The 19,351-nt window shown below is 67.7% G+C and carries 20 protein-coding genes; 15 read left to right on the top strand and 5 right to left on the bottom strand.

The window, feature by feature from the left end:
* Window positions 1-482: 482 nt before the first annotated feature.
* The 10 genes from ACW14X_RS09175 (at window position 483) to ACW14X_RS09130 (ending at window position 8,717) form a co-directional block, all read left to right on the top strand.
* Complete coding sequence (locus ACW14X_RS09175; RefSeq protein ID WP_457165396.1) at window positions 483-671, top strand: hypothetical protein; 189 nt, start codon at window positions 483-485, stop codon at window positions 669-671.
* 235 nt (window positions 672-906) lie between these two features.
* Window positions 907-1,413: an SMI1/KNR4 family protein gene (locus tag ACW14X_RS09170; protein ID WP_457165395.1), complete on the top strand. Its 507-nt coding sequence runs from the start codon at window positions 907-909 to the stop codon at window positions 1,411-1,413.
* Between the two features lie 105 nt (window positions 1,414-1,518).
* Window positions 1,519-2,145, top strand: coding sequence for a mycothiol-dependent nitroreductase Rv2466c family protein (locus ACW14X_RS09165; protein WP_457165394.1), 627 nt, complete (start codon window positions 1,519-1,521; stop codon window positions 2,143-2,145).
* Window positions 2,146-2,210: 65 nt separating this feature from the next.
* Window positions 2,211-2,945 (top strand): hypothetical protein, encoded by a 735-nt coding sequence (locus ACW14X_RS09160; RefSeq protein WP_457165393.1) that lies wholly within the window; start codon window positions 2,211-2,213, stop codon window positions 2,943-2,945.
* 49 nt (window positions 2,946-2,994) lie between these two features.
* A complete protein-coding gene (locus ACW14X_RS09155) occupies window positions 2,995-3,525 on the top strand; it encodes a TIGR03086 family metal-binding protein (RefSeq protein ID WP_457165392.1) in 531 nt (176 codons plus the stop codon).
* 12 nt (window positions 3,526-3,537) lie between these two features.
* Window positions 3,538-4,095 carry a maleylpyruvate isomerase family mycothiol-dependent enzyme gene (locus ACW14X_RS09150; protein WP_457165391.1) on the top strand — a complete coding sequence of 186 codons (558 nt, stop codon included), beginning with the start codon at window positions 3,538-3,540 and terminating at the stop codon, window positions 4,093-4,095.
* A 77-nt stretch (window positions 4,096-4,172) separates the two neighbouring features.
* On the top strand, window positions 4,173-5,387 hold the full coding sequence (locus ACW14X_RS09145) for a peptidoglycan recognition protein family protein (protein ID WP_457165390.1): 1,215 nt from the start codon (window positions 4,173-4,175) through the stop codon (window positions 5,385-5,387).
* 68 nt (window positions 5,388-5,455) lie between these two features.
* Window positions 5,456-7,261 carry a methionine--tRNA ligase gene (gene metG / locus ACW14X_RS09140; protein WP_457165389.1) on the top strand — a complete coding sequence of 602 codons (1,806 nt, stop codon included), beginning with the start codon at window positions 5,456-5,458 and terminating at the stop codon, window positions 7,259-7,261.
* Between the two features lie 53 nt (window positions 7,262-7,314).
* Complete coding sequence (locus ACW14X_RS09135) at window positions 7,315-7,977, top strand: glutamine amidotransferase-related protein (RefSeq protein WP_457165388.1); 663 nt, start codon at window positions 7,315-7,317, stop codon at window positions 7,975-7,977.
* Window positions 7,974-8,717 carry a DUF3626 domain-containing protein gene (locus tag ACW14X_RS09130; protein WP_457165387.1) on the top strand — a complete coding sequence of 248 codons (744 nt, stop codon included), beginning with the start codon at window positions 7,974-7,976 and terminating at the stop codon, window positions 8,715-8,717. The genes ACW14X_RS09135 and ACW14X_RS09130 overlap by 4 nt, the downstream gene beginning before the upstream one ends.
* A gap of 115 nt (window positions 8,718-8,832) precedes the next feature.
* On the opposite strand, the gene ACW14X_RS09125 is transcribed toward ACW14X_RS09130, so the two are convergent.
* Both ACW14X_RS09125 and ACW14X_RS09120 read right to left on the bottom strand, forming a co-directional pair.
* Window positions 8,833-9,531 carry a GOLPH3/VPS74 family protein gene (locus tag ACW14X_RS09125; RefSeq protein WP_457165386.1) on the bottom strand — a complete coding sequence of 233 codons (699 nt, stop codon included), beginning with the start codon at window positions 9,529-9,531 and terminating at the stop codon, window positions 8,833-8,835.
* A 7-nt stretch (window positions 9,532-9,538) separates the two neighbouring features.
* The gene (locus ACW14X_RS09120) at window positions 9,539-10,495 is read right to left on the bottom strand and encodes a helix-turn-helix transcriptional regulator (protein WP_457165385.1); all 957 of its coding nucleotides are present in this window, start codon (window positions 10,493-10,495) and stop codon (window positions 9,539-9,541) included.
* 113 nt (window positions 10,496-10,608) lie between these two features.
* On the opposite strand from ACW14X_RS09120, the gene ACW14X_RS09115 reads away from it, so the two are divergent.
* Window positions 10,609-11,730 carry an epoxide hydrolase family protein gene (locus ACW14X_RS09115; protein ID WP_457165384.1) on the top strand — a complete coding sequence of 374 codons (1,122 nt, stop codon included), beginning with the start codon at window positions 10,609-10,611 and terminating at the stop codon, window positions 11,728-11,730.
* Between the two features lie 58 nt (window positions 11,731-11,788).
* Here the strand turns inward: ACW14X_RS09115 and ACW14X_RS09110 are convergent, their stop codons facing one another.
* From ACW14X_RS09110 to ACW14X_RS09100, 3 genes are all read right to left on the bottom strand, one after another.
* Window positions 11,789-12,454, bottom strand: a complete 666-nt coding sequence (locus ACW14X_RS09110; RefSeq protein WP_457165383.1) for a GOLPH3/VPS74 family protein — start codon at window positions 12,452-12,454, stop codon at window positions 11,789-11,791.
* 69 nt (window positions 12,455-12,523) lie between these two features.
* Window positions 12,524-12,973, bottom strand: coding sequence for a VOC family protein (locus tag ACW14X_RS09105; RefSeq protein WP_350841756.1), 450 nt, complete (start codon window positions 12,971-12,973; stop codon window positions 12,524-12,526).
* A 110-nt stretch (window positions 12,974-13,083) separates the two neighbouring features.
* The gene (locus ACW14X_RS09100; RefSeq protein WP_457165382.1) at window positions 13,084-14,175 is read right to left on the bottom strand and encodes a DNA glycosylase AlkZ-like family protein; all 1,092 of its coding nucleotides are present in this window, start codon (window positions 14,173-14,175) and stop codon (window positions 13,084-13,086) included.
* 153 nt (window positions 14,176-14,328) lie between these two features.
* Between ACW14X_RS09100 and ACW14X_RS09095 the strand changes: the two genes are divergently transcribed.
* The 4 genes from ACW14X_RS09095 (at window position 14,329) to yjfF (ending at window position 19,078) form a co-directional block, all read left to right on the top strand.
* A complete protein-coding gene (locus ACW14X_RS09095; RefSeq protein ID WP_201451122.1) occupies window positions 14,329-15,306 on the top strand; it encodes an ABC transporter substrate-binding protein in 978 nt (325 codons plus the stop codon).
* 133 nt (window positions 15,307-15,439) lie between these two features.
* A complete protein-coding gene (locus ACW14X_RS09090) occupies window positions 15,440-17,023 on the top strand; it encodes a sugar ABC transporter ATP-binding protein (RefSeq protein ID WP_457165381.1) in 1,584 nt (527 codons plus the stop codon).
* Window positions 17,016-18,077: an ABC transporter permease gene (locus ACW14X_RS09085; RefSeq protein ID WP_160025121.1), complete on the top strand. Its 1,062-nt coding sequence runs from the start codon at window positions 17,016-17,018 to the stop codon at window positions 18,075-18,077. Before ACW14X_RS09090 ends, ACW14X_RS09085 begins: the two co-directional genes overlap by 8 nt.
* Window positions 18,074-19,078, top strand: coding sequence for a galactofuranose ABC transporter, permease protein YjfF (gene yjfF / locus ACW14X_RS09080; protein WP_350841763.1), 1,005 nt, complete (start codon window positions 18,074-18,076; stop codon window positions 19,076-19,078). The genes ACW14X_RS09085 and yjfF overlap by 4 nt, the downstream gene beginning before the upstream one ends.
* Window positions 19,079-19,351: the final 273 nt, after the last annotated feature.

Here is a 19,351-nt window from a genome sequence, read left to right as displayed (position 1 = left end):
GACTTCAAGGAGTTGTGCGAGACCTTCGGGTAGGCGATTTTCTGAGTATGTCACGGTGTTATCGGTGAGGACTGCAAGGTACCCGACGTTTTCCGATTGGTGGGTGCGGTCGCTCGAGCGAATGGAATCAATGCCCAAAATTTGGCTAGTCTGTACGAGCCGTACTCCATGCTCGTTCGGATACAGGCGGGCTGCTGCGCTGGGCAACGTCTGATGAAGCCGAATTCTATTGGTTCATTCAGAGTGTGGAGGCGCCGAGGAGTTGGAAGATTGTTGTGCGGGACAGTCGGGTGGATCCGTGGCTCGAATACGACATGGGTGTTCCTGAATTCTTGTTTCGCCTCCTGAACGACGACTCATTCTTGCCGTTGTCGACAGCGTCACTGAGGCGCCCGACCTTTGTGTCTCTGGAAATTTGAACTATAGGCGCGACCCGCGGATATATCGTCGACGGGTCGTAGCACGTTCGAAAGGGAGACTTGGTGATCATCGTCGATCGCCTGATGAAGGGTGGCGCCGGCCGGAGCGAGGAAGAAGACAGTCGAGACCTTGCGGCTTTGAGAGCGAACGTCCCATACCCTGGTGTGTCTGATCTCATCTTCTACTGGGACGGCGCCGTCGACCACGAGCCGACTGCGGAAGAGGTCGTGGACGCCGCTCTGGCGTACTAGCCGATCGAACTATGACGTAGGTCATCGGCGGCAGGTGACTCGGGCACTGATGCGCCCGGCAGTCCTCGGTCTGGCTCCGGTCAGGCGTCCGTTGGTACTCGGTCAGGGACCTGCTGGCCGCGCCAGAGCCGGAGAGCGTCGGGACCACGCCGCCGATGTCCTTGCCAGGTTGGTCTGAGCTTCAGGTAACGCCGGAAGAGAAGGATAGGTACATGGCATCGCATCGTTGATTCGCGTGATCGATGCTCGGCCGCGAACCTTTGAGTGGGACGCGATTGCCGAGGGATGGGGGCGCACGCCCCCGGCAGACTACATCGACTTCATGCAAGCAGTGGGGCCAGGAAACCTCGGGGACTACATGTCGATCGAAGCTCCGACCGCCGATCTCGGCGACGACGGGGCATTCGCGATGGCAATTGCAACGCAAGGGGCCCAACTAGCGTGGGAGAACGGGACTTTTCCCAAGGTAGGGCGGCTTGCTGACGCTGAGCCGAGGCTCCTGTGCTGGGCGGTATCGGATGACGCCAACCAGTATTGCTGGGACTTGGCGGACGACTCGATGCCGATCATCGTCTTCGGCCGAGGATTGCTGGAGTGGACTGCGTACGACCTGTCGTTCACGGACTTCGTCGTGGGCATGATCCAGGACTCGATCCCTAACTACGCGGCGGATCGGATCGCGAGTGAGCTGGGACGGCAGATTCCGGTGACGTACAAGGTGCATAAGCGAGATCACTGGTAGGCCCGGCTCCGTCGCTGGCAGGACGACTTCGTCGCCCGCACGACCTACGGCGAGTTCAGGCAGCCAAGGTGGGAACAGATTCGCCGCAGGCGTCGTTGCCCGGGCATGACGCAGACCACCCCCGCTTCCGAGAAGACCGCCGCCGACTTCTGGTTCGACCCCGCCTGTCCGTTCGCCTGGATCACCTCGCGCTGGATCCTCGAGGTCGAGAAGGTGCGCGACGTCGAGGTGACCTGGCACATCATGAGCCTGGCGTACCTCAACCAGGACAAGGACATCCCCGAGGACTACCGGAAGATGCTCGCGACCGCGTGGGGCCCGGTACGGGTCTGCATGGCGGTGCAGAACGAGTACGGCCAGGAGAAGCTCGCCGAGATCTACACCGCGCTCGGCACCCGCCGCCACGTCGAGGGCCGTGACTTCGACCGGGCGCTGATCGAGGAGGCGCTGGCCTCGGTCGGCCTGCCCGTCGATCTGGCCGACGCGATGGACGACTCCTCGTTCGACGAGGACATCGCCAAGTCCCACCACGAGGGCATGGACCAGGTCGGCAACGACGTCGGCACCCCGACGATCGCGATGAACGGCTCCGCCTTCTTCGGCCCGGTCATCTCCAAGGCGCCCAAGGGCGAGGAGGCCGGCAAGCTCTGGGACGGCTTCCAGCTGATCACCGCCTACCCCTACGTCTACGAGCTCAAGCGCGCCCGGGTCCACGACCTCGACTTCAGCTGAGGACGCCGGATACAAGGCGCCGGATATGAGGTCGCCGGCCGGTCGGGGCGGTGGGACCATCGCATATGAGTCTGACCGAATTGCGCCGCCCGCTGGCGCTGAACCTGTCGCTGGCCGCTCTGCTGGCCGGCCTGACCGCCTGCGGCGGTACTGCATCCTCGGGCAAGGACGAGTCGTACGCTGACGAGTCCCCTAAGAAGATCCTTGCCGATGCGAAGGCGTCGATGAGCTCGCTCAAGTCCGTCCACATCTCGGGGTCAGGCATCGATGACGGAGATGAGATGAGTATCGACATGACCGTCTCGACGGCGGGCGACTGCACCGGCACCATCGGCACGCCGGACGGGGAGATGACGCTGCTCGTCGTCGGCGGCAAGGCCTGGTTCAAGGCCGACCGAGCGTTCTGGGAGGCCAACGCCGGTGGCGATGCGTCCGCGGTCCTCGCGATGGTGGGGAAGAAGTGGGTCGCCGGTGGTGACGACATCGGCGACCTCACCGCCCTGTGCGACTGGGACGAGCTCTCCGACGAGTTCCTCGAGCTCCTGGTCCCGAGCACCATCGAGGGCCTGACGATCAAGAAGTCGAAGGACCAGGTCGACGGGCAGCCCGTGATCAAGCTCGAGGACCGCAGCAGCGAGCAGGGCACGATCTATGTCCAGGCCGAGGAGCCCCACTACGTCGTCAAAGTGTCGAACACCGGCAAGGACGCGGCCGACGTGACCTTCAGCGCCTTCGATGAGCCCACCGAGATCGTCGCGCCGAAGCCCCGCCAGCAGATCGACTTCGAGAACATGGAGTAGCCGAGCATTTGGCGGTGACTGGTCGCACGCAAAGACGTACGTTGGCTGCGTGGCCACAACAGACCAAGCAGGAATTCTCTCGCGGGCGCTGGACCAGACCGGCGACCTGCTCGACCGGGTGCATGCCGAGACCGTCTCGCGGCCGACGCCGTGCCGGCAGTGGGACGTCGGCACCCTGGCCGACCACGTGATCGCGGACGGCGCCAACTTCGTCACCATGCTTCGGGGCGGAGAGCCCGACTGGGGCGCGCCGGCGCCGCACGTCAGCGAGAGCTGGGGGCCGACGTTCAGGGTCGGTGCCGACGACGTGCTCCACGCATGGGGACAGGGGCCCGAATCGGCGGTGCCGGTCGGCCTGCTCGTCGCCGAGTACGCCACCCATTCCTGGGACCTCGCGCAGGCGCTCGACGTCCCGACCTCCGAGCTCGACCCGGAGCTGGCCGAGGTCGGGCTGGCCTTCATGAAGGCGACCCTGAAGCCGGAGATGCGCACGGGCGCGTTCGAGGCCGAGGTGACGGCGCCCGAGGGTGCCGGGGCGTACGAGCGGCTGGCTGCTTTCGCGGGACGCAGGCTCGCCTGACACCATGGGCGTGTGGTTGATCAGATGGGAGTGTTCGCGCTGCAGCGGGCACTGACGCAGGCAGCAGAGCTTCTCGACACCGTCACGGCGGATGATCTGACCCGGCCGACGCCGTGCCCCGAGTGGGATCTGCGCAAGCTTGCCAACCACATGATCGCCCAGCCCCGCGTCTTTGTGACGATGCTCCAGGGCTCGCCGCCGGGATGGGACGGGCGCGAGGACTACGCGGTCAACCTGGGCGAGGAGCTCCGCACCAGGGGCAACGCGCTGATCAACCTGTGGCGCGAGGTCGGCCCTGCCGACATGGTGATGATCGACCCCGACTGGCAGTCCGCCGAGATCGCGGTCCACACCTGGGACCTGTGCGCGGCGCTTGGCCGCCCGACCGACGGCCTCGACGAGGCGGTCGCCCAGCGGGCGGTCGTCGCGATGGACCGCATCCTCGGGCCGGAGCGCAAGGGACGGGCCTTCGCCAACGCGCTCTCGGCGCCGGAGGGATCGGGCGCTTACGAGCACCTGGCTGCGTACGCCGGGAGGCCGGTGCCGTTCGTGCCGGCTCCGTCGCTTTAGTCACAGAAGTCCCAAACGACACACCGAACACATGCGTTTGCGGCATGTCGGGCGCTCGACTCTTCAAAATCAAGGGTATGGCCAGCTTCCCCCGCGTCATCACCATGACCCTGACCGCTGTCGTTGTCGGCGCGTCGATGCTCGTTCCGGCCATCGGCTCGGCGATCGATCCGGCGGCCGCCGAGGACGGTCAGCTGATCAAGTTGCCTCGTCTCGAGGACGGCATCGCCACCCGTGACGTGAAGCTGCCGCCGCGGTTGACCGAGCGCTCGGCCGCCGCGGCCTCGACCGAGAAGCTGCGTACGACGACCTTCTCGATGGTCGGGGTCTCGTGGAGCGGGGAGGAGACTCCCCAGGTCGAGGTGCGGGTGAGCAAGTCGGACCAGTGGCGCGAGTGGCAGGAGCTGCCGCTGCAGGAGGACCTGCCCGACGGCGGCGAAGGGGACGTCGCCGCGCGCGGCAAGGTCGAGCGCCGAGGCACCCAGCCGGTGTGGACCGGCCGGGCCAGCGGCGTACAGGTGCGGGTCGAGGGTGCGCAGCCCAAGGACCTGAAGCTGACCCTCATCAACACCGGGCCGCAGGAGGACGTCAAGGCTCCGAAGAGGGAGGCCGACGACCTCGGCTACGGCAGCGCCGGCGACGGCAGCGCCAACGGCCGGGTCGCGCGGTCGCGACCGCGGTGGGCGCCGAAGCCGGTGATCTTCACCCGGTCGCAGTGGGGTGCCAACAACTCCTGGCGCAACGGCCGCCCGGAGTACAACAGCACGCTCAAGCAGGTCCACATCCACCACACCGCCACGAGCAACAACTACTCCAAGGGCGACGTGCCGGGGATCATCCGCGGCATCTACAGCTATCACACCAGGTCACTGGGGTGGTTCGACATCGCCTACAACTTCCTCATCGACAAGTACGGCCGTGCCTGGGAGGGCCGCTCCGGCGGCATCGACCGGCTCGTCAAGGGCGCGCACACGCGTGGCTTCAACCACCAGTCGATGGGCATCGCCCTGATCGGCAACTTCGAGAACGTACGTCCCTCCGACGACGCCCTCATCAAGACCGAGCGGATGGCGGCCTGGAAGCTCGACATGGCCGGTCGCGACGAGCGCGGCACGCTCGAGACGATCTCCAAGGGCAGCGACCGGTTCCCGGCCGGCCGGAGGGTGCGGGTCTGGGTCATCGACGGCCACTTCCACACCAACGAGACCTCCTGCCCGGGCGCCCAGCTCGCCAAGTGGCTGCCGTGGATCCGGAAGTACGCCTACCAGCGGGACCAGATGTTCAACCCATGATCCGGGTTGCCGGTGTCGATGACTGTGTCGATGGAGGGCTGATGACGCCCGCTCCCTAGGATGGAGCCATGAGCAACGTTCTGTCCGCAGTCGCCTGGCCGTACGCCAACGGCCCGCGCCACATCGGCCATGTGGCCGGTTTCGGCGTGCCCTCCGACGTCTTCAGTCGGTACATGCGGATGGCGGGTCACGACGTGCTCATGGTCTCCGGCTCCGACGAGCACGGCACCCCGATCCTGATCGCCGCCGACGAGGCCGGCGTGACGCCCCAGGAGCTCGTCGACAAGAACCACCGGATCATCGTCGAGGACCTGACCTCGCTCGGCCTGACGTACGACCTCTACACCCGCACCACCTCGGCCAACCACCACTCCGTGGTGCAGGAGCTGTTCCTCGGGGTGTGGAACAACGGCTACTTCGTCGAGCAGACCTCCAAGGGCGCGATCTCGCCGTCGACCGGGCGGACCCTGCCCGACCGCTACATCGAGGGCACCTGCCCGATCTGCGGGGCCGATGGTGCGCGCGGTGACCAGTGCGACAACTGTGGCAACCAGCTCGACCCGGACCAGCTGATCAACCCCGTCTCGAAGATCAACGGCGAGACGCCGGAGTTCATCGAGACCCAGCACTTCTTCCTCGACCTGCCCGCCCTGGCCGATGCCCTGCACGCGTTCCTCGACGAGCGTGAGCAGACCGGCCTGTGGCGCCCGAACGTCATCCGGTTCAGCCAGAACATCCTCAAGGAGATCCGGCCGCGGGCGATGACCCGCGACATCGACTGGGGTATCAAGGTCCCCCTCGACGGCTGGCGCGACAACCCGACCAAGCGGATGTACGTCTGGTTCGACGCCGTCATCGGCTACCTGTCCGCCTCGATCGAGTGGGCCCGGCGCTCGGGCAACCCCGACGCGTGGCGAGCCTGGTGGAACTCGCCTGACGCGCCCTCGTACTACTTCATGGGCAAGGACAACATCGTCTTCCACTCCCAGATCTGGCCGGCCGAGCTGATCGCCTACAACGGCGGTGGTTCGAAGGGCGGCGAGCCTGGGGCGTACGGCACGCTCAATCTGCCGACCGAGGTCGTCTCCAGCGAGTACCTGACGATGGAGGGGAAGAAGTTCTCCTCCTCGAAGAAGATCGTGATCTACGTGCGCGACCTCCTCTCGCGCTACCAGCCAGACGCGTTCCGCTACTTCGTGGCCGCCGCCGGCCCCGAGTCGAACGACTCCGACTTCACCTGGGCGGAGTTCGTGCGGCGTACGAACGACGAGCTCGTCGCCGGCTGGGGCAACCTGGTCAACCGCACCGCCACCCTGATCGCGAAGAACTTCGGCGAGCTGCCCGCCGCCGGGACGCTGACCGAGGCGGACCAGGCGATTCTGTCCACCGTGGAGGCGGCCTTCGGCACCGTCGGCGACCTGATCGGTCGCCACCGGCAGAAGCAGGCGATCGGTGAGGCGATGCGTGCGGTCGGCGAGGTCAACAAGTACGTCACCGACCTCGAGCCGTGGAAGCTGGCCAAGGCCCCCGAGGACCGCGAGCGCCTCGGCACCGTGCTGCACGTGATGGCGCAGTGCGTCGCCGACCTCAACTTGATCCTCTCCCCGTTCCTGCCGTTCTCCGCCAACGAGATCGACAAGGCGTTGGGTGGCAAGGGTGAGGTCGCCCCGATGCCCCGCATCGAGGAGGTCGACGACCTCGACAACGGCAAGCCCTACCCGATCATCACCGGCGACTACTCCGGCGCGCCCTCGTGGGAGCGTCACCCGATCGTCGTCGGCACCCCGGTCGCCAAGCCCACGCCGGTCTTCCAGAAGCTGGACTCCGCGATCATCGACGAGGAGCTCGACCGGCTGGGCATCAAGCCGGAGTAGCGGCTGCGGTAATCGGTTGGATCGAACCCGGCGTGGCTGGGACGATTCTGCGCATGATCGCACTGCTCGGCGACGACCGGGGGCACCGCAGCCATCAGGAGCTCAATGCGCTTCGGCCGCAGCTGGCCGAGCTCGGGGCCGAGACGGAGTGGGTGCCGACCGACTCCGGGTTCGACATCGCAGCCTTTGACGGGGTCTGGCTCGTGCCCGGTTCGCCCTATGCCGATGACGCCGCGGTCCTCGCGGCGCTCACGGTCGTGCGGGAGCGGGGGATTCCGTTCCTCGGCGTGTGCGGCGGGATGCAGTACGCCGTGCTGGAGTGGACCCGCAACGTGCTCGGTTCCACAGCGACCCATGCCGAGTCCGACGGCGTGGACGAGGACAACGCGGTGGCTGCGCTGGCCTGTTCGCTCTACGGCGAGGAGCGGCTGGTGACCCCGGTCCCCGGCACCCGCTTCGAGGCCTGGCAGCCGGAGCCGTTCGTCGGCATGCACTTCTGCAACTACGCGCCCACAGCTGAGGCCGTGGCGACGCTGGAGAAGATCGGTGTCGTCGTCGGCGCCACCGCGGACGACGCCGGTGCGGAGGTCCTGGAGTTCCCGGACCACCCGTTCTACGTCACCAGCATGTTCCAGCCCCACGTCGGCGCCCTCGCCGGAGCCCCGGTCCACCCGCTCGTGCGAGCGTTCGTGAGCGCGGTCGCCGCGCGGCGATGAGTGTCACGCTCCAGTTCCACCCCCACTGGCCGTACGCGGGCGGGCTGGTGATCGAGTCGCTGGCGCGCGATGGGAGGTATCGGTCGCAGTTCGAGACCGGCATCTCGAATGGCGGCTTGACCGCGCATCTGGGCGGGGACCGCTGGCGCTGGGAGAGCCGGCTGTTCGGAGGGCGCTACGACGCAGGACCGGCCGGTGAGAGGCCGGTCTACGGAGCGTGGAACCGGCGTCGAGATCCGTACGGTGGCGCGATCCGGTTCGGATCGGCCCACCTCAGGCTCCGGCCGGAGCTGCTGGAGCGGTGCACGTTCTGCTTTCCCGACTCGGTCCTCGAGCCGACCGACTTCGGTGGCCCGGAGATGCTGCCGCAGTTGTGCGCGATGGCCGACGCCTCGGGTTTCGACGATCTCGACGAGTGCGTCGAGGCTCATGTGCATGGTGGCGTCGTGATCGAGCGCGACGTCGAAGCGGTCGTGCTCGACCCGTGCTTCCGTGGCACGAAGGTTGAGGCCGCGGCGCGCGAGCTCCGCTGCGCGGTGGAGTGGCACCCGGGATTCGGGCTCCCCACCGTTGCCCTCGATCCGGGCTACCGCGGGCAGGAGTACGTCGACCTGGCCCGGTCGCTCGGCGACGTACTCACGCCTGATCTTCTCGGTGAGGCCGCGCGGTCTGGCGCCCACGACCTGCAGTCGGTGAAGCGGGTCTGGCACTACCTGGCGAGGTATGGGCGAGCTCACTGACTCGGGTTCCGATGACTATGACGGAGGATCCGAGCTCGTGAAAGGGTTCACGAGCTCGGATCCTCCGTCATAGTCGACGACATGCCACATGGGCGCTGAACGTCTTCCGGTGTGCTCAGTCGCCGCCCCCACCACCGTCGCCGTCGCCTCCATCGCCGAAACCGCTGTCGAAGCTGAACTCGACACCTCGACGGGTGGCGACGACGGCGTTGCGTACGGCTTCGGCGGCCCAGCCCGCGCGAGCGATCTGTTTCGCGCGGCGCTTGACGACCCGTGGCCGCACCGAAGGCGAGACGAAGAGCCGATGGGCCTGGTCGACGGCGGAGAGCAGAGCGATCAGGGTGCCGGTGCGCTCGTCGGGAGGAACTCCGTGGAGCAGCACGGCGGCGATGTCGTCGCGTACGGCCTGCCTGGACCTCGGGTCGACGACCGGCGAGAACGTCGAGGTGACCAGGAACGTGGTGCGCTTCGCCCGGCGGAGCACGCCGCGCCCGGCGAGGATGCCGGCGAGGTAGTCGAACTGCCCGTAGCCGATCCGGCCGACCAGCGCGCGCGGAGGCCTCGGCTTCTCCTTGACGATCGTGAAAGCGCGCTGGAGGAGGGCATCCGCCGGAGGTCCCGCGGTCACTGGATACATCTTGGCGGAGAGCCAAGGAAACCGACTGCGTACGTCGACCGAGCCATTGAGGGCGAGCTCGGCGAGGAGCGCGCCGCCGATCAGGACGTCCCGCTTCCTGCGACGACGGAGCCCGCCGACGGGCCGTCCGGTGGCATCGCCCAAGGTCAGGAGTACGAGTTCCTCCGCGATCAGCACGACGTCGTCACTTCGGCTGATCGGTCGCGGCGGCGTAGCGCTTCGCGAGGACCTGGAGATGGTCACGGAGCTCGGGTGGTGACTCGACGGTGAAGTCGAGGCCGAGCATGCCGATCCAGACGGCCACGACCTCGAGGCTGTCGCCGCCGGTGACCAGGACGCTGCGGTCGGGGGCGATCGGCTCGACGGTGCCGACGGCGGGGTTGATCCGGGAGATGACCTCCTCGGCGGAGGCGGCGATGATCAGGCGGGCGTGGACGGCCCAGCCGGTGCGGGCGACCTCGCGTACGACGAACTCGGTGAGATCGAAGTCGGGATCAGCCGGACGGAACGGGCGCCCGCCGGGCACCTTCAGGCGCAGCCAGTCGACGCGGAGCGGCAGCCAGGCGTCGGCGCGCGGGTCGCGGGCGACGAGGTACCAGCGCCGCTGCCACGCGATCAGCCGGTAGGGCTCGACCTCGATCGGCTCGTCGCGGTAGTCGGCGCGTACGCCGGCGTGGTCCCGGATCGCGGTGGCCAGCGCCTGGAGGGTGCCGGCGTCGACGTCCGGGTCGGGGACGTTGCTGTCGGTGTTGACGGGGCCGGCTTCCATCGCGTCGACCACCGCGGCCAGCTTGCGACGCAGGTGGTCGGGCAGCACCTGCTCGAGCTTGCCCAGCGCCCGGGCACTGGTCTCCGCGACGCCGGTGATGCCCGTCGCGGCCCGCAGTCCGACGGCGACCGCGAGCGCCTCCTCGTCGTCGAGCAGCAGCGGCGGAAGATTCCCGCCGGAGCCGAGCCGGTAGCGCCCACCCGGGCCGCGGACCGACTCCACCGGATAGCCGAGCTCGCGCAGCTTGGTCATGTCGTTGCGCACGGTGCGCTCGGAGACGTCGAGCCGGGTGGCCAGGTCGGCGCCGGTCCAGCCGGCCGAGGACTGCAGCAGACCGAGGAGCGCGAGCAGTCGCGCAGAGGTTTCCAGCACGGGCTCAGCGTGCGGGAAAAAAGATTCACGGGCCACCGGAATTCCGGAATCAGGCTTGCCGGAACCCTTCATAACGTGGGTCTCACAAGGTCGGAAACCACCAAGGAGAAGTCATGAACACGCAGGTCAGCACCGGAATCAGCACCAAGTCCAACGGCGAGATCAGCACCGTCACCGTCGAGTTCCCGCAGGCGGATCTCGACGACCTCCGCTCCCGCCTCGAGCGCACCCGGTTCGCGCCCAGCGTGCCCGGCGACTCCTGGGTCTACGGCACCCCGACCGCCTACCTCGCCGACATGGTCGAGCGCTGGAAGAGCTTCGACTGGCGCGCGGTCGAGGCGCGGATCAACGCCGTGTCCAACCACCTGACCGAGATCGACGGCCAAGTCATCCACTTCGTCCACGTACCCTCCTCGAACCCGGACGCCAAGGCGCTCCTGCTCGCCCACACCTACCCGGGCTCGTTCCTGGAGTTCCTGCCGATGATCGAGCTGCTGACGGAAGAGTTCCACCTGGTGATCCCGGAGCTGCCGGGCTTCGGGCTCTCGACCCCGGTGGTCGACACCGGCTGGACGATGAAGCGGGCGGCCGAGGCGTACGACGTTCTCATGCGCCGACTCGGCTACGACTCCTACGGGGTGCACGGCAGCGACGGCGGCGCGATGATCGGTCGCGAGCTGGCCCTGCTGAACCCCGAGGGCTTCCTCGGCGCGCACGTGCTGCAGCTCTTCTCGTTCCCGTCGGGCGACCCGAGCGAGTTCGAGAACTTCGGGCCGAAGGAGTACGCCGCGCTCGAGCACATGCAGTGGTTCCAGTCCGTCGGCGGCTACAACGCCATGAACGGCTCCCGGCCGCAGACGATCGGTGCGGCGCTGGCCGACTCGCCGGTCGGGACGCTGGCCTACAGCGAGCTCTTCGAGTCCTTCGGCAACGGCACCTCGCTGGTCACTCCCGAGCAGGTCATCGAGCAGGCGACCTACTACTGGCTCACCAACTCCTACGCCTCGGCTGCGCGCTACCACTACGAGGAGGGGCACGCCGAGCGCGAGCCTGAGGTCTCCCAGGGCCGGATCGGGGTCGCCGTCTTCAAGGACGACTTCCAGACCATCAGGTCGCTGGCCGAGCGGGACAACGCCAACATCCAGCACTGGTCGGAGTTCTCCGTGGGCGGCCACTACGCGGCCATGGAGCGTCCCGAGGACGTCGCCGCCGACGTGCGGGCGTTCTTCGCCTGACGTCTCGCAAAGAACCCGAGGATCGCAGCCCCTCCGCGGCTGCGATCCTCGGGTTTTGTCAGGTGGCCGTCGTGGTGACGGTGGTGGCGACCATCACCGCGGTCATGACCGCGGTGACCTCGTCCATCGCGTCCTTCACGCCCTTGGCGGCCCAGTCGCCACGGGCGATCTCCTTCGCCCGCTTCTTGACCGCGCCGGCGCCGACGCCCCTCGTGTCGACCACCTTGTGGGCGAGGTCGATGGAGGAGAGGAGGGCGATGAGCGGTCCGGTCCGTGCGTCCGGTGCGGCGCCCTGGATGAGAACGGCGACCAGGCGGCCGCGTACGGCGTTCTCATGGGTCGAGTCCGCGGCCGGCCAGGTGGTGCGCGGGAAGAGGCCGAGGATCTTCTCGTCGCGGCGCTTGAGGATGTTGCGGTCGCACAGCCGCGCGGCGAGGGCCTCGTTCAGGCCCTTGCCGAGGTTGGTGACGGCGTTCTTGGCCGCCAGTGGCTTGGCCGCCAGCACGTCGTACGCAGCGGCCAGGACCGGCTCGTCCGGCCGTCGGTCCGGCACGGCCATGGCCTTGGCCGGGGTGAGCCCGGACTTGGGGACGACCTGGACCGAGCCCGCCATGACGAGCTCGGTCAGGATCGCTCCGCCCAGCGCCTGCTGGACCCAGGACGAGGTGAGCGTGCCCTTCTCGTCGTCGAGCACGAGCAGCAGCAGGTCTTCCGCGATCAGCATGCATCGACGGTAAAACGACTCGCGGCCCGGCGCCTCCTACGAAAGACGGATCTTTGCTCGGTCCTTCGTCTAGGCCTGTGCCGACTCCGGGCTGGCTACGTCGAACATCCAGCTCACGCCGAACTTGTCGTCGAACTGGCCGAAGTAGTCGCCCCACGGCGCCTGCGCGAACGGCATCCCAGGCGTGCCGCCCTCGGAGAGCTTGGCGTAGTAGTCGGCGAAGCGCGGCTGGTCGGCGGGGTCGGCGCTGGTCATCGCGATGGTGACGCCGGCGGTCGGGGCGACGTACTCCATGCCCATCCCCGGAGGCGTGTCGGCGGCCATCAGGACGAGGCCGTCGTCGAGGGTGAGCGAGCCGTGCATGACCAGGTCCTTCGCCTCCGGCGGCACCGGACCCATCGCGTCTCCCATGGAGTCGAACGTCATGGTCTCGACGGTGCCGCCGAGCACCGACCGGTAGAACTCGAGCGCCTCAGCGGCCTCGGACTTGAAGCTGATGTAGGGGTTGAGCGTTGCCATTCGGATCGTCTCCTTTGATCGATTTCCGACCCCGTTCGCTCACAGTAGGCGCCCCGAAGGAGGTGGAGAAGGGCAATTCGCTTCTGTTTGCCCTGTTTTCGGGTTCACCGTCAAGGGTGGACGATCTCGACGCCCAGCCACCCTGCCAGCGCCTCGATCTCCGCCTCGACCGCGTCACCGATCTCGGCGGTCCATCCGAAGTCCTCATGGACGGCGAAGACGTTCATCCGCGCCTTCTTGTGGTCCACCTTCGCGTCGAGCTTCCCGACGAGCCGCTCGCCGTACAGGATCGGGAGGGCGAAGTAGCCCCAGCGGCGCTTGACGGCCGGCTTGTACATCTCCAGGACGTACTCGAACCCGAACAGGTCCAGTGCCCGGTCGCGGTCGTAGACGAGGCGGTCGAAGGGGGAGAGCAGGGCAGCCCGCGGCGCGAACCCGTCCTCGAGGGCGGCCAGCGCCTCGGGATCGACCCGCCACTCGCCGTCGACGCCGGCCACGGTGCACGGGACGCCGGCATCCCCGGCTCCGAGCACCTCGCCGCCGGATGAGTCCTTCCGTCCGGGGCGGGCGATGCCGAGAGAGGCCAGGCGGCGCACGGTCTCGACCCTCAGCGCGTCCTCTGGGGATGGGAGTCGCAGATCGGACGGGTACACGCGCTCGGCGAGGTCCCAGGTGCGCAGCTTGCCGCGGCGGCCGGCGATCGCAACTTCGCCCATCCGGTTGAGCAGCTCGATCATCCGCAGAACGTTCTTGTCGTTGGTCCACCCGGTCGAAGCCCAGGGAACCTCGGCGGTGTCCTCGATCTCGCCGGCCACGAGCGGACCGTCGGCTCGCAGACGGTCCAGGACCTGCGTACGGAATCTCTTGTTGGCCTCCATCCACTCGACGGCCGTGGGGTGGATCCGGCCCGGGGACAGTGCGAGAACCGTCTCGATCTCGTCCATGGGGAAGATGAAGCTGGAGAACTCGACCAGGGAGCGCTCCTGCTCGAGGGCGAAGGTCAGATCCGAATGGTCGTACGCATCCCCCAACCGCGACCACGCCACCAGATCCGCGCTCGGGGCGATCGCCTTGGTCGGGTCGATCTGCAGGAGTGTCAGCTGATCGACGGTCTCCACCAGCGAAACGGGCCGGCGCGCGTCGAGCAACTGGGCACGTACGGCGATCCGGCGCGCCTGCTCCGGGGTCAGGGTGAGCGTCATGGTCGACACAGTATGGGGAGTTCCGGACGACCTGCTGCCGATTCGAACCGATCTTCCGATTCCGCTTGACCGCGCGAATGTTAGCGCTCACACTGGGTCGCATCGTGACGACGGTCACACCGGCCGCCGCAGTAAAAACACTGGAGGACGACAGTGAAGAAGACCCTCATCGGGCTGTGTGCGCTCGCCATGGGTGGGATGTCGCTCAGCGCGTGCGGCGGCAGCGAAGCAGCCGACGACGGCACCATCACCATGGGCTTCGCCCAGGTCGGTGCCGAGAGCGGCTGGCGCACCGCGAACACCACCTCGATCCAGGACTCGGCCAAGGAAGCTGGCATCGACCTGAAGTTCTCCGACGCTCAGCAGAAGCAGGAGAACCAGATCAAGTCGATCCGGTCCTACATCCAGCAGAAGGTGGACGTCATCGCGTTCAGCCCGGTCGTCGAGACCGGCTGGGACGCGGTGCTCCAGGAGGCCAAGCGCGCCAAGATCCCTGTCGTGCTGACCGACCGGGCGGTGGACACCGAGGACACCTCGCTCTATGTCACCTTCATCGGCTCCGACTTCGTCGAGGAGGGTGAGAAGGCGGGCCAGTGGCTGGTCGACAACGCCGACGCGTCCGATGTCGACAAGGACGGTGCGGTCAACGTCGTCGAGCTCCAGGGCACCACCGGATCGGCTCCGGCGATCGACCGCAAGAAGGGGTTCGAGGACAAGATCGCCGCGGACTCCAAGATCAAGATCACCGAGTCCCAGACCGGTGACTTCACCCGTGACGGCGGCAAGCAGGTCATGGAGGCCTTCTTGCAGTCCAACCCGAAGATCGACGTCGTCTACGCCCACAACGACGACATGGGCCTGGGTGCGATCGAGGCGATCAAGGCAGCCGGCAAGAAGCCCGGCACCGACATCAAGATCATCACCGTCGACGCGGTCAAGGACGGCATGACCGCGCTGGCTGCCGGCGAGATCAACTTCATCGTCGAGTGCAGCCCGCTGCTCGGGCCGCAGCTGATGGACGTCGCCGAGAAGGTCGTCGCCGGCGAGGAGGTCCCCGACCGCATCGTCACCGAGGAGACCACCTTCACCCCGGAGCAGGCCGCTGAGGCGCTGCCCGACCGCAAGTACTGACACCCGTTGACCGAGGTGCCTCGGTGAGGCGTCGCTTCCCTCGTGGAACTCCACGAGGGAAGCGCGCGTCCACCGAGCTACCTCGGTGAGCATCCGCCGCCGATCCCCCGACCCCGCCAGGAGCCAGTACGACATGAGCCAGGCAGAAATGACGCCACCCCGGCCGGTGGTGGAGATGTTCGACGTCTCCATCACGTTCGGAGCGGTCCGAGCGCTCGACGGCGTCTCGTTGCGACTCCTGCCGGGGGAGGTGCACGCGCTCATGGGCGAGAACGGGGCCGGGAAGTCGACGCTGATCAAGGCGTTGACCGGGGTCTACACGATCGACTCGGGGCGGGTGGAGATCGCCGGCGTCGAGACCCAGTTCGCCACCCCGGCCGCGGCGCAGCACGCCGGGATCAGCACGGTCTACCAGGAGGTCAACCTGGTGCCGAACCTCACCGTGGCCGAGAACATGCTCCTCGGCCGCGAGCCGCGCCGTCTCAACGGGGTCGGCCCGATCGACCGCCGGGCGATGAACCGCCGCGCGGCCGCCTCGCTGCAGGGCCTCGGCATCGACATCGACCCCGGGTCGGAGCTCGGCAGCCACCCGATCGCCGTCCAGCAGCTCGTCGCGATCGCGCGTGCCGTCGACACCGAGGCGCGGGTCCTGATCCTCGACGAGCCGACCTCCAGCCTCGACGCCGACGAGGTGGCCAGGCTCTTCGAGGTGATGCGCAGACTGCGTGACCAGGGCACCGCGATCGTCTTCGTCTCCCACTTCCTCGACCAGGTCTTCGAGATCTCCGACCGGATGACGATCCTGCGCAACGGCCGCGTGGTGGGTGAGCGGCTGGTCGAGGGGACCACCCAGCTGGAGCTGGTGCAGCTGATGATCGGCCGCGACCTCCAGGTCCTCGAACGTCTCGACCACGCCGTGCAGGAGGCATCCGAGGAGGCCGCGGCCGAGCAGCGCCTCCCGGTGCTGAGCGCCGTCGGGCTGGGCCGGAAGGGGAGCCTGGAGGCCACCGACCTGACCCTGTACCCCGGGGAGGTCGTCGGCATCGCCGGCCTGCTCGGCTCAGGGCGTACGGAGCTGGCCCGGCTGCTGTTCGGCGCCGACGCGCCGGACACCGGCGACCTCACGGTGCGCGGCTCGAGCCGGCGGAGGCTGCGCAGCCCTCGGCACGCGATCGACCGCAAGCTCGCCTTCTGCAGCGAGGACCGCAAGGCCGAGGGAGTCTTCGAGGAGCTCTCCGTCGCCGACAACATGCTGCTCGGCCTGCAGGCCACCCGTGGCTGGCTGCGGCCGATCCCGACGGCGACCCGCGAGAAGCTGGTCAAGGAGTTCATGACCGCTCTCGACGTACGGCCGGCCGACCCGAGCCTGCCGATGCGGAGTCTTTCCGGTGGCAACCAGCAGAAGGTCCTGCTGGCGCGCTGGCTGATCACGGAGCCGGACGTACTTCTGCTCGACGAGCCCACCCGCGGCATCGACATCGGTGCCAAGACCCAGATCCAGCAGCTCGTCGCCGATCTCGCCGAGAAGGGGATGAGCGTGGTGTTCATCTCCGCCGAGCTCGAGGAGGTGCTCCGGCTGAGCCACCGGCTGGTGGTCCTCAAGGACCGCCGCAAGATCGCCGAGCGGCCCAACCGAGGCATCGATGTCAACGACGTACTCGAGATCATCACCGGCGAACCCGGCGGCCTTGCCGAGAAGGAGAGAGCAGATGCCTGAGAACATCAGAGCGGGCAAGGGGCTCGGCGCTCGCGCGATGGCCCACCGCCTCTTCTGGCCGCTGGCGGCGCTCGGCGCGCTGCTGGTGGTCAACCTGATCGCGACGCCGACCTTCTTCAACGTACGCATCCAGGACGGTCACCTCTTCGGCAGCCTGGTCGACATCGTCCGCAACGGGGCCCCGGTGCTGCTGGTCGCGATCGGGATGACGCTGGTCATCGCGACCCGCGGGATCGACCTCTCGGTGGGCGCGGTGGCGGCGATCGCCGGCGCGGTCGCCTGCGTCTACATCGTCAAGAGTCCTGCCGACGGCGCCGCCGGCACGGCCGTCATCGCGATCTCGATGGCACTCGCCGTCAGTGTCGCGCTCGGGCTGTGGAACGGCTTCCTGGTCGCGGTCGTCGGCATCCAGCCGATCATCGCCACGCTGGTCCTCATGGTCGCCGGCCGCGGCATCGCGATGCTGGTGACCGGTGGCCAGATCACCACGGTCAACAACGACGCCTTCGCCGCACTGGCCTCGGGCCATCTGCTGACCCTCCCGGTCGCCGCCCTGATCGCGCTCGGCGTCTTCGCGGCCACCCAGATCGTCGTACGCCGCACCGCGCTCGGCCTGCTCATCGAGTCGGTGGGGATCAACCCCGAGGCGAGCCGGCTGGCCGGCGTACGCTCCCGCACGATCATCTGGACCGTCTACGTCTTCGCGGCACTGTGTGCCGGCACCGCCGGCCTGATCATCGCCGCCAACACCCACTCGGTGAACGCCAACAGCCTCGGACTGTGGATCGAGCTGGACGCCATCCTGGCCGTCGTCATCGGAGGTACGTCGCTGGCCGGCGGCCGCTTCTCGCTGACCGGCACCCTGGTCGGGGCGATGCTGATCGCCACCCTCACCCGGACCATCCCCAACATCGGCATCCCGGCCGAGGCCAACTATCTGTTCAAGGCGCTGGTGGTCGTGGTCGTGTGCCTGCTGCAGTCGCCGAAGGCGCGAGCGGTGCTGCAACGGCGCAGCGACCGTACGCCGACCAGCCGCGAGGAGGCTGTCGCATGAGTGTTCAGGTGCCCGCGATCGAGACCGGGCTCATCGCCCGGGTCGCACGCTACAGCCCGCCGCGCCGCTACCTGCCCGTGCTCGGCACGTTCGCGCTGTTCATCGGCATGTTCGGGATCGGCGGGATCCGCTATGAAGGGTTCGCCGACCCGCAGGTCTTCCTGACCCTGCTGCTCGACAACGCGTTCCTGATCGTGCTCGCGGTCGGCATGACGTTCGTGATCCTCACCGGCGGGATCGACCTCTCCGTCGGCTCCAACGTGGCCCTCTCGACGCTGATCGCGGCCCGGACGCTCGAGCTCGGCCTGCCGGTGGTCGCGGTGATCGTGATCGTGCTCCTATCCGGGACAATATTGGGCACAGCGATGGGGCTGCTGATCCACTACTTCGACATCCAGCCCTTCATCGCCACCCTGGCGGGCATGTTCCTGGCTCGCGGTCTCTGCTACCTGATCAGCGTCGACTCGATCCCGATCAAGGACGAGACCTTCTCCGCCATCGCGTTCGGCACGATCACGTTGCCCGGTGGCTACTACCTCGGGTGGACTGCTGTCTTCGCGCTGGTGATCGTCGCGGTCGCTGCGTACGTCCTCGCCTCGACCCGCTTCGGACGCACCGTCTACGCACTCGGCGGCAGCGAGCCGTCGGCCCTGCTGATGGGACTGCCGGTCGCGGCGACCAAGGTCGGGGTGTACGCGATCAGCGGGCTGTGTGCGGCGCTGGGCGGGCTGCTGTTCGCGCTCTACACGCTCTCGGGTTACTCGCTGCACGCGGTCGGGATGGAGCTCGACGCGATCGCTGCCGTGGTCATCGGCGGAACGTTGCTCACCGGTGGGCGTGGGTTCGTGATCGGGTCGCTGCTCGGGGTGCTCGTGCTCGGGACGATCCAGACCTTCATCTCCTTCGACGGCACGCTGTCGTCGTGGTGGACTCGGATCTCGATCGGGGTGTTGGTGCTTGTGTTTGTTGTTGCGCAGCGGGTGTTGACTCGGCGGGGGTAGGGCGGTCGTTCCTGCTCTGTCGGGGCTGTGTTTTGTGGTTGGGGTTTGCCGCCGACCCGTTCTTGGAGGGTGTTCTCAGCGGCGTCCGGAGTAAAGGACGGCCTTCGGCCGCCGGCTTCGCCGGTCGCCTTCGGCGATCCTTGACACCGGCCGTCGCTGAGAATTTTGGCTGGCTATCGGGTCGGCGGCAGGGGTTTGGTGCAGCGGCTTGAGTTGGGTAGGGGCTTGGGAGCTGGGGTGGGCCGATCGCCGGAAGGAATTTTCCTTCCGGCG

The organism is Nocardioides sp. YJ-D4 (genome assembly GCF_054031495.1).
The sequence above is the reverse complement of the archived record's forward strand: the minus strand, read 5'-3'. Positions and strand labels throughout refer to the sequence as shown.

Bases quoted from the DNA above. Each gene is read 5' to 3' on its own strand.
- ACW14X_RS09110 (WP_457165383.1), bottom strand. From the start codon at position 12,454: ATGCTGATCGCGGAAGACCTGCTGCTGCTCGTGCTCGACGACGAGAAG.
- metG (WP_457165389.1), top strand. From the start codon at position 5,456: ATGAGCAACGTTCTGTCCGCAGTCGCCTGGCCGTACGCCAACGGCCCG.
- ACW14X_RS09130 (WP_457165387.1), top strand. From the start codon at position 7,974: ATGAGTGTCACGCTCCAGTTCCACCCCCACTGGCCGTACGCGGGCGGG.
- ACW14X_RS09160 (WP_457165393.1), top strand. From the start codon at position 2,211: ATGAGTCTGACCGAATTGCGCCGCCCGCTGGCGCTGAACCTGTCGCTG.
- ACW14X_RS09105 (WP_350841756.1), bottom strand. From the start codon at position 12,973: ATGGCAACGCTCAACCCCTACATCAGCTTCAAGTCCGAGGCCGCTGAG.
- ACW14X_RS09090 (WP_457165381.1), top strand. From the start codon at position 15,440: ATGAGCCAGGCAGAAATGACGCCACCCCGGCCGGTGGTGGAGATGTTC.
- ACW14X_RS09145 (WP_457165390.1), top strand. From the start codon at position 4,173: ATGGCCAGCTTCCCCCGCGTCATCACCATGACCCTGACCGCTGTCGTT.
- ACW14X_RS09115 (WP_457165384.1), top strand. From the start codon at position 10,609: ATGAACACGCAGGTCAGCACCGGAATCAGCACCAAGTCCAACGGCGAG.
- ACW14X_RS09165 (WP_457165394.1), top strand. From the start codon at position 1,519: ATGACGCAGACCACCCCCGCTTCCGAGAAGACCGCCGCCGACTTCTGG.
- ACW14X_RS09135 (WP_457165388.1), top strand. From the start codon at position 7,315: ATGATCGCACTGCTCGGCGACGACCGGGGGCACCGCAGCCATCAGGAG.
- ACW14X_RS09085 (WP_160025121.1), top strand. From the start codon at position 17,016: ATGCCTGAGAACATCAGAGCGGGCAAGGGGCTCGGCGCTCGCGCGATG.
- ACW14X_RS09100 (WP_457165382.1), bottom strand. From the start codon at position 14,175: ATGACGCTCACCCTGACCCCGGAGCAGGCGCGCCGGATCGCCGTACGT.
- yjfF (WP_350841763.1), top strand. From the start codon at position 18,074: ATGAGTGTTCAGGTGCCCGCGATCGAGACCGGGCTCATCGCCCGGGTC.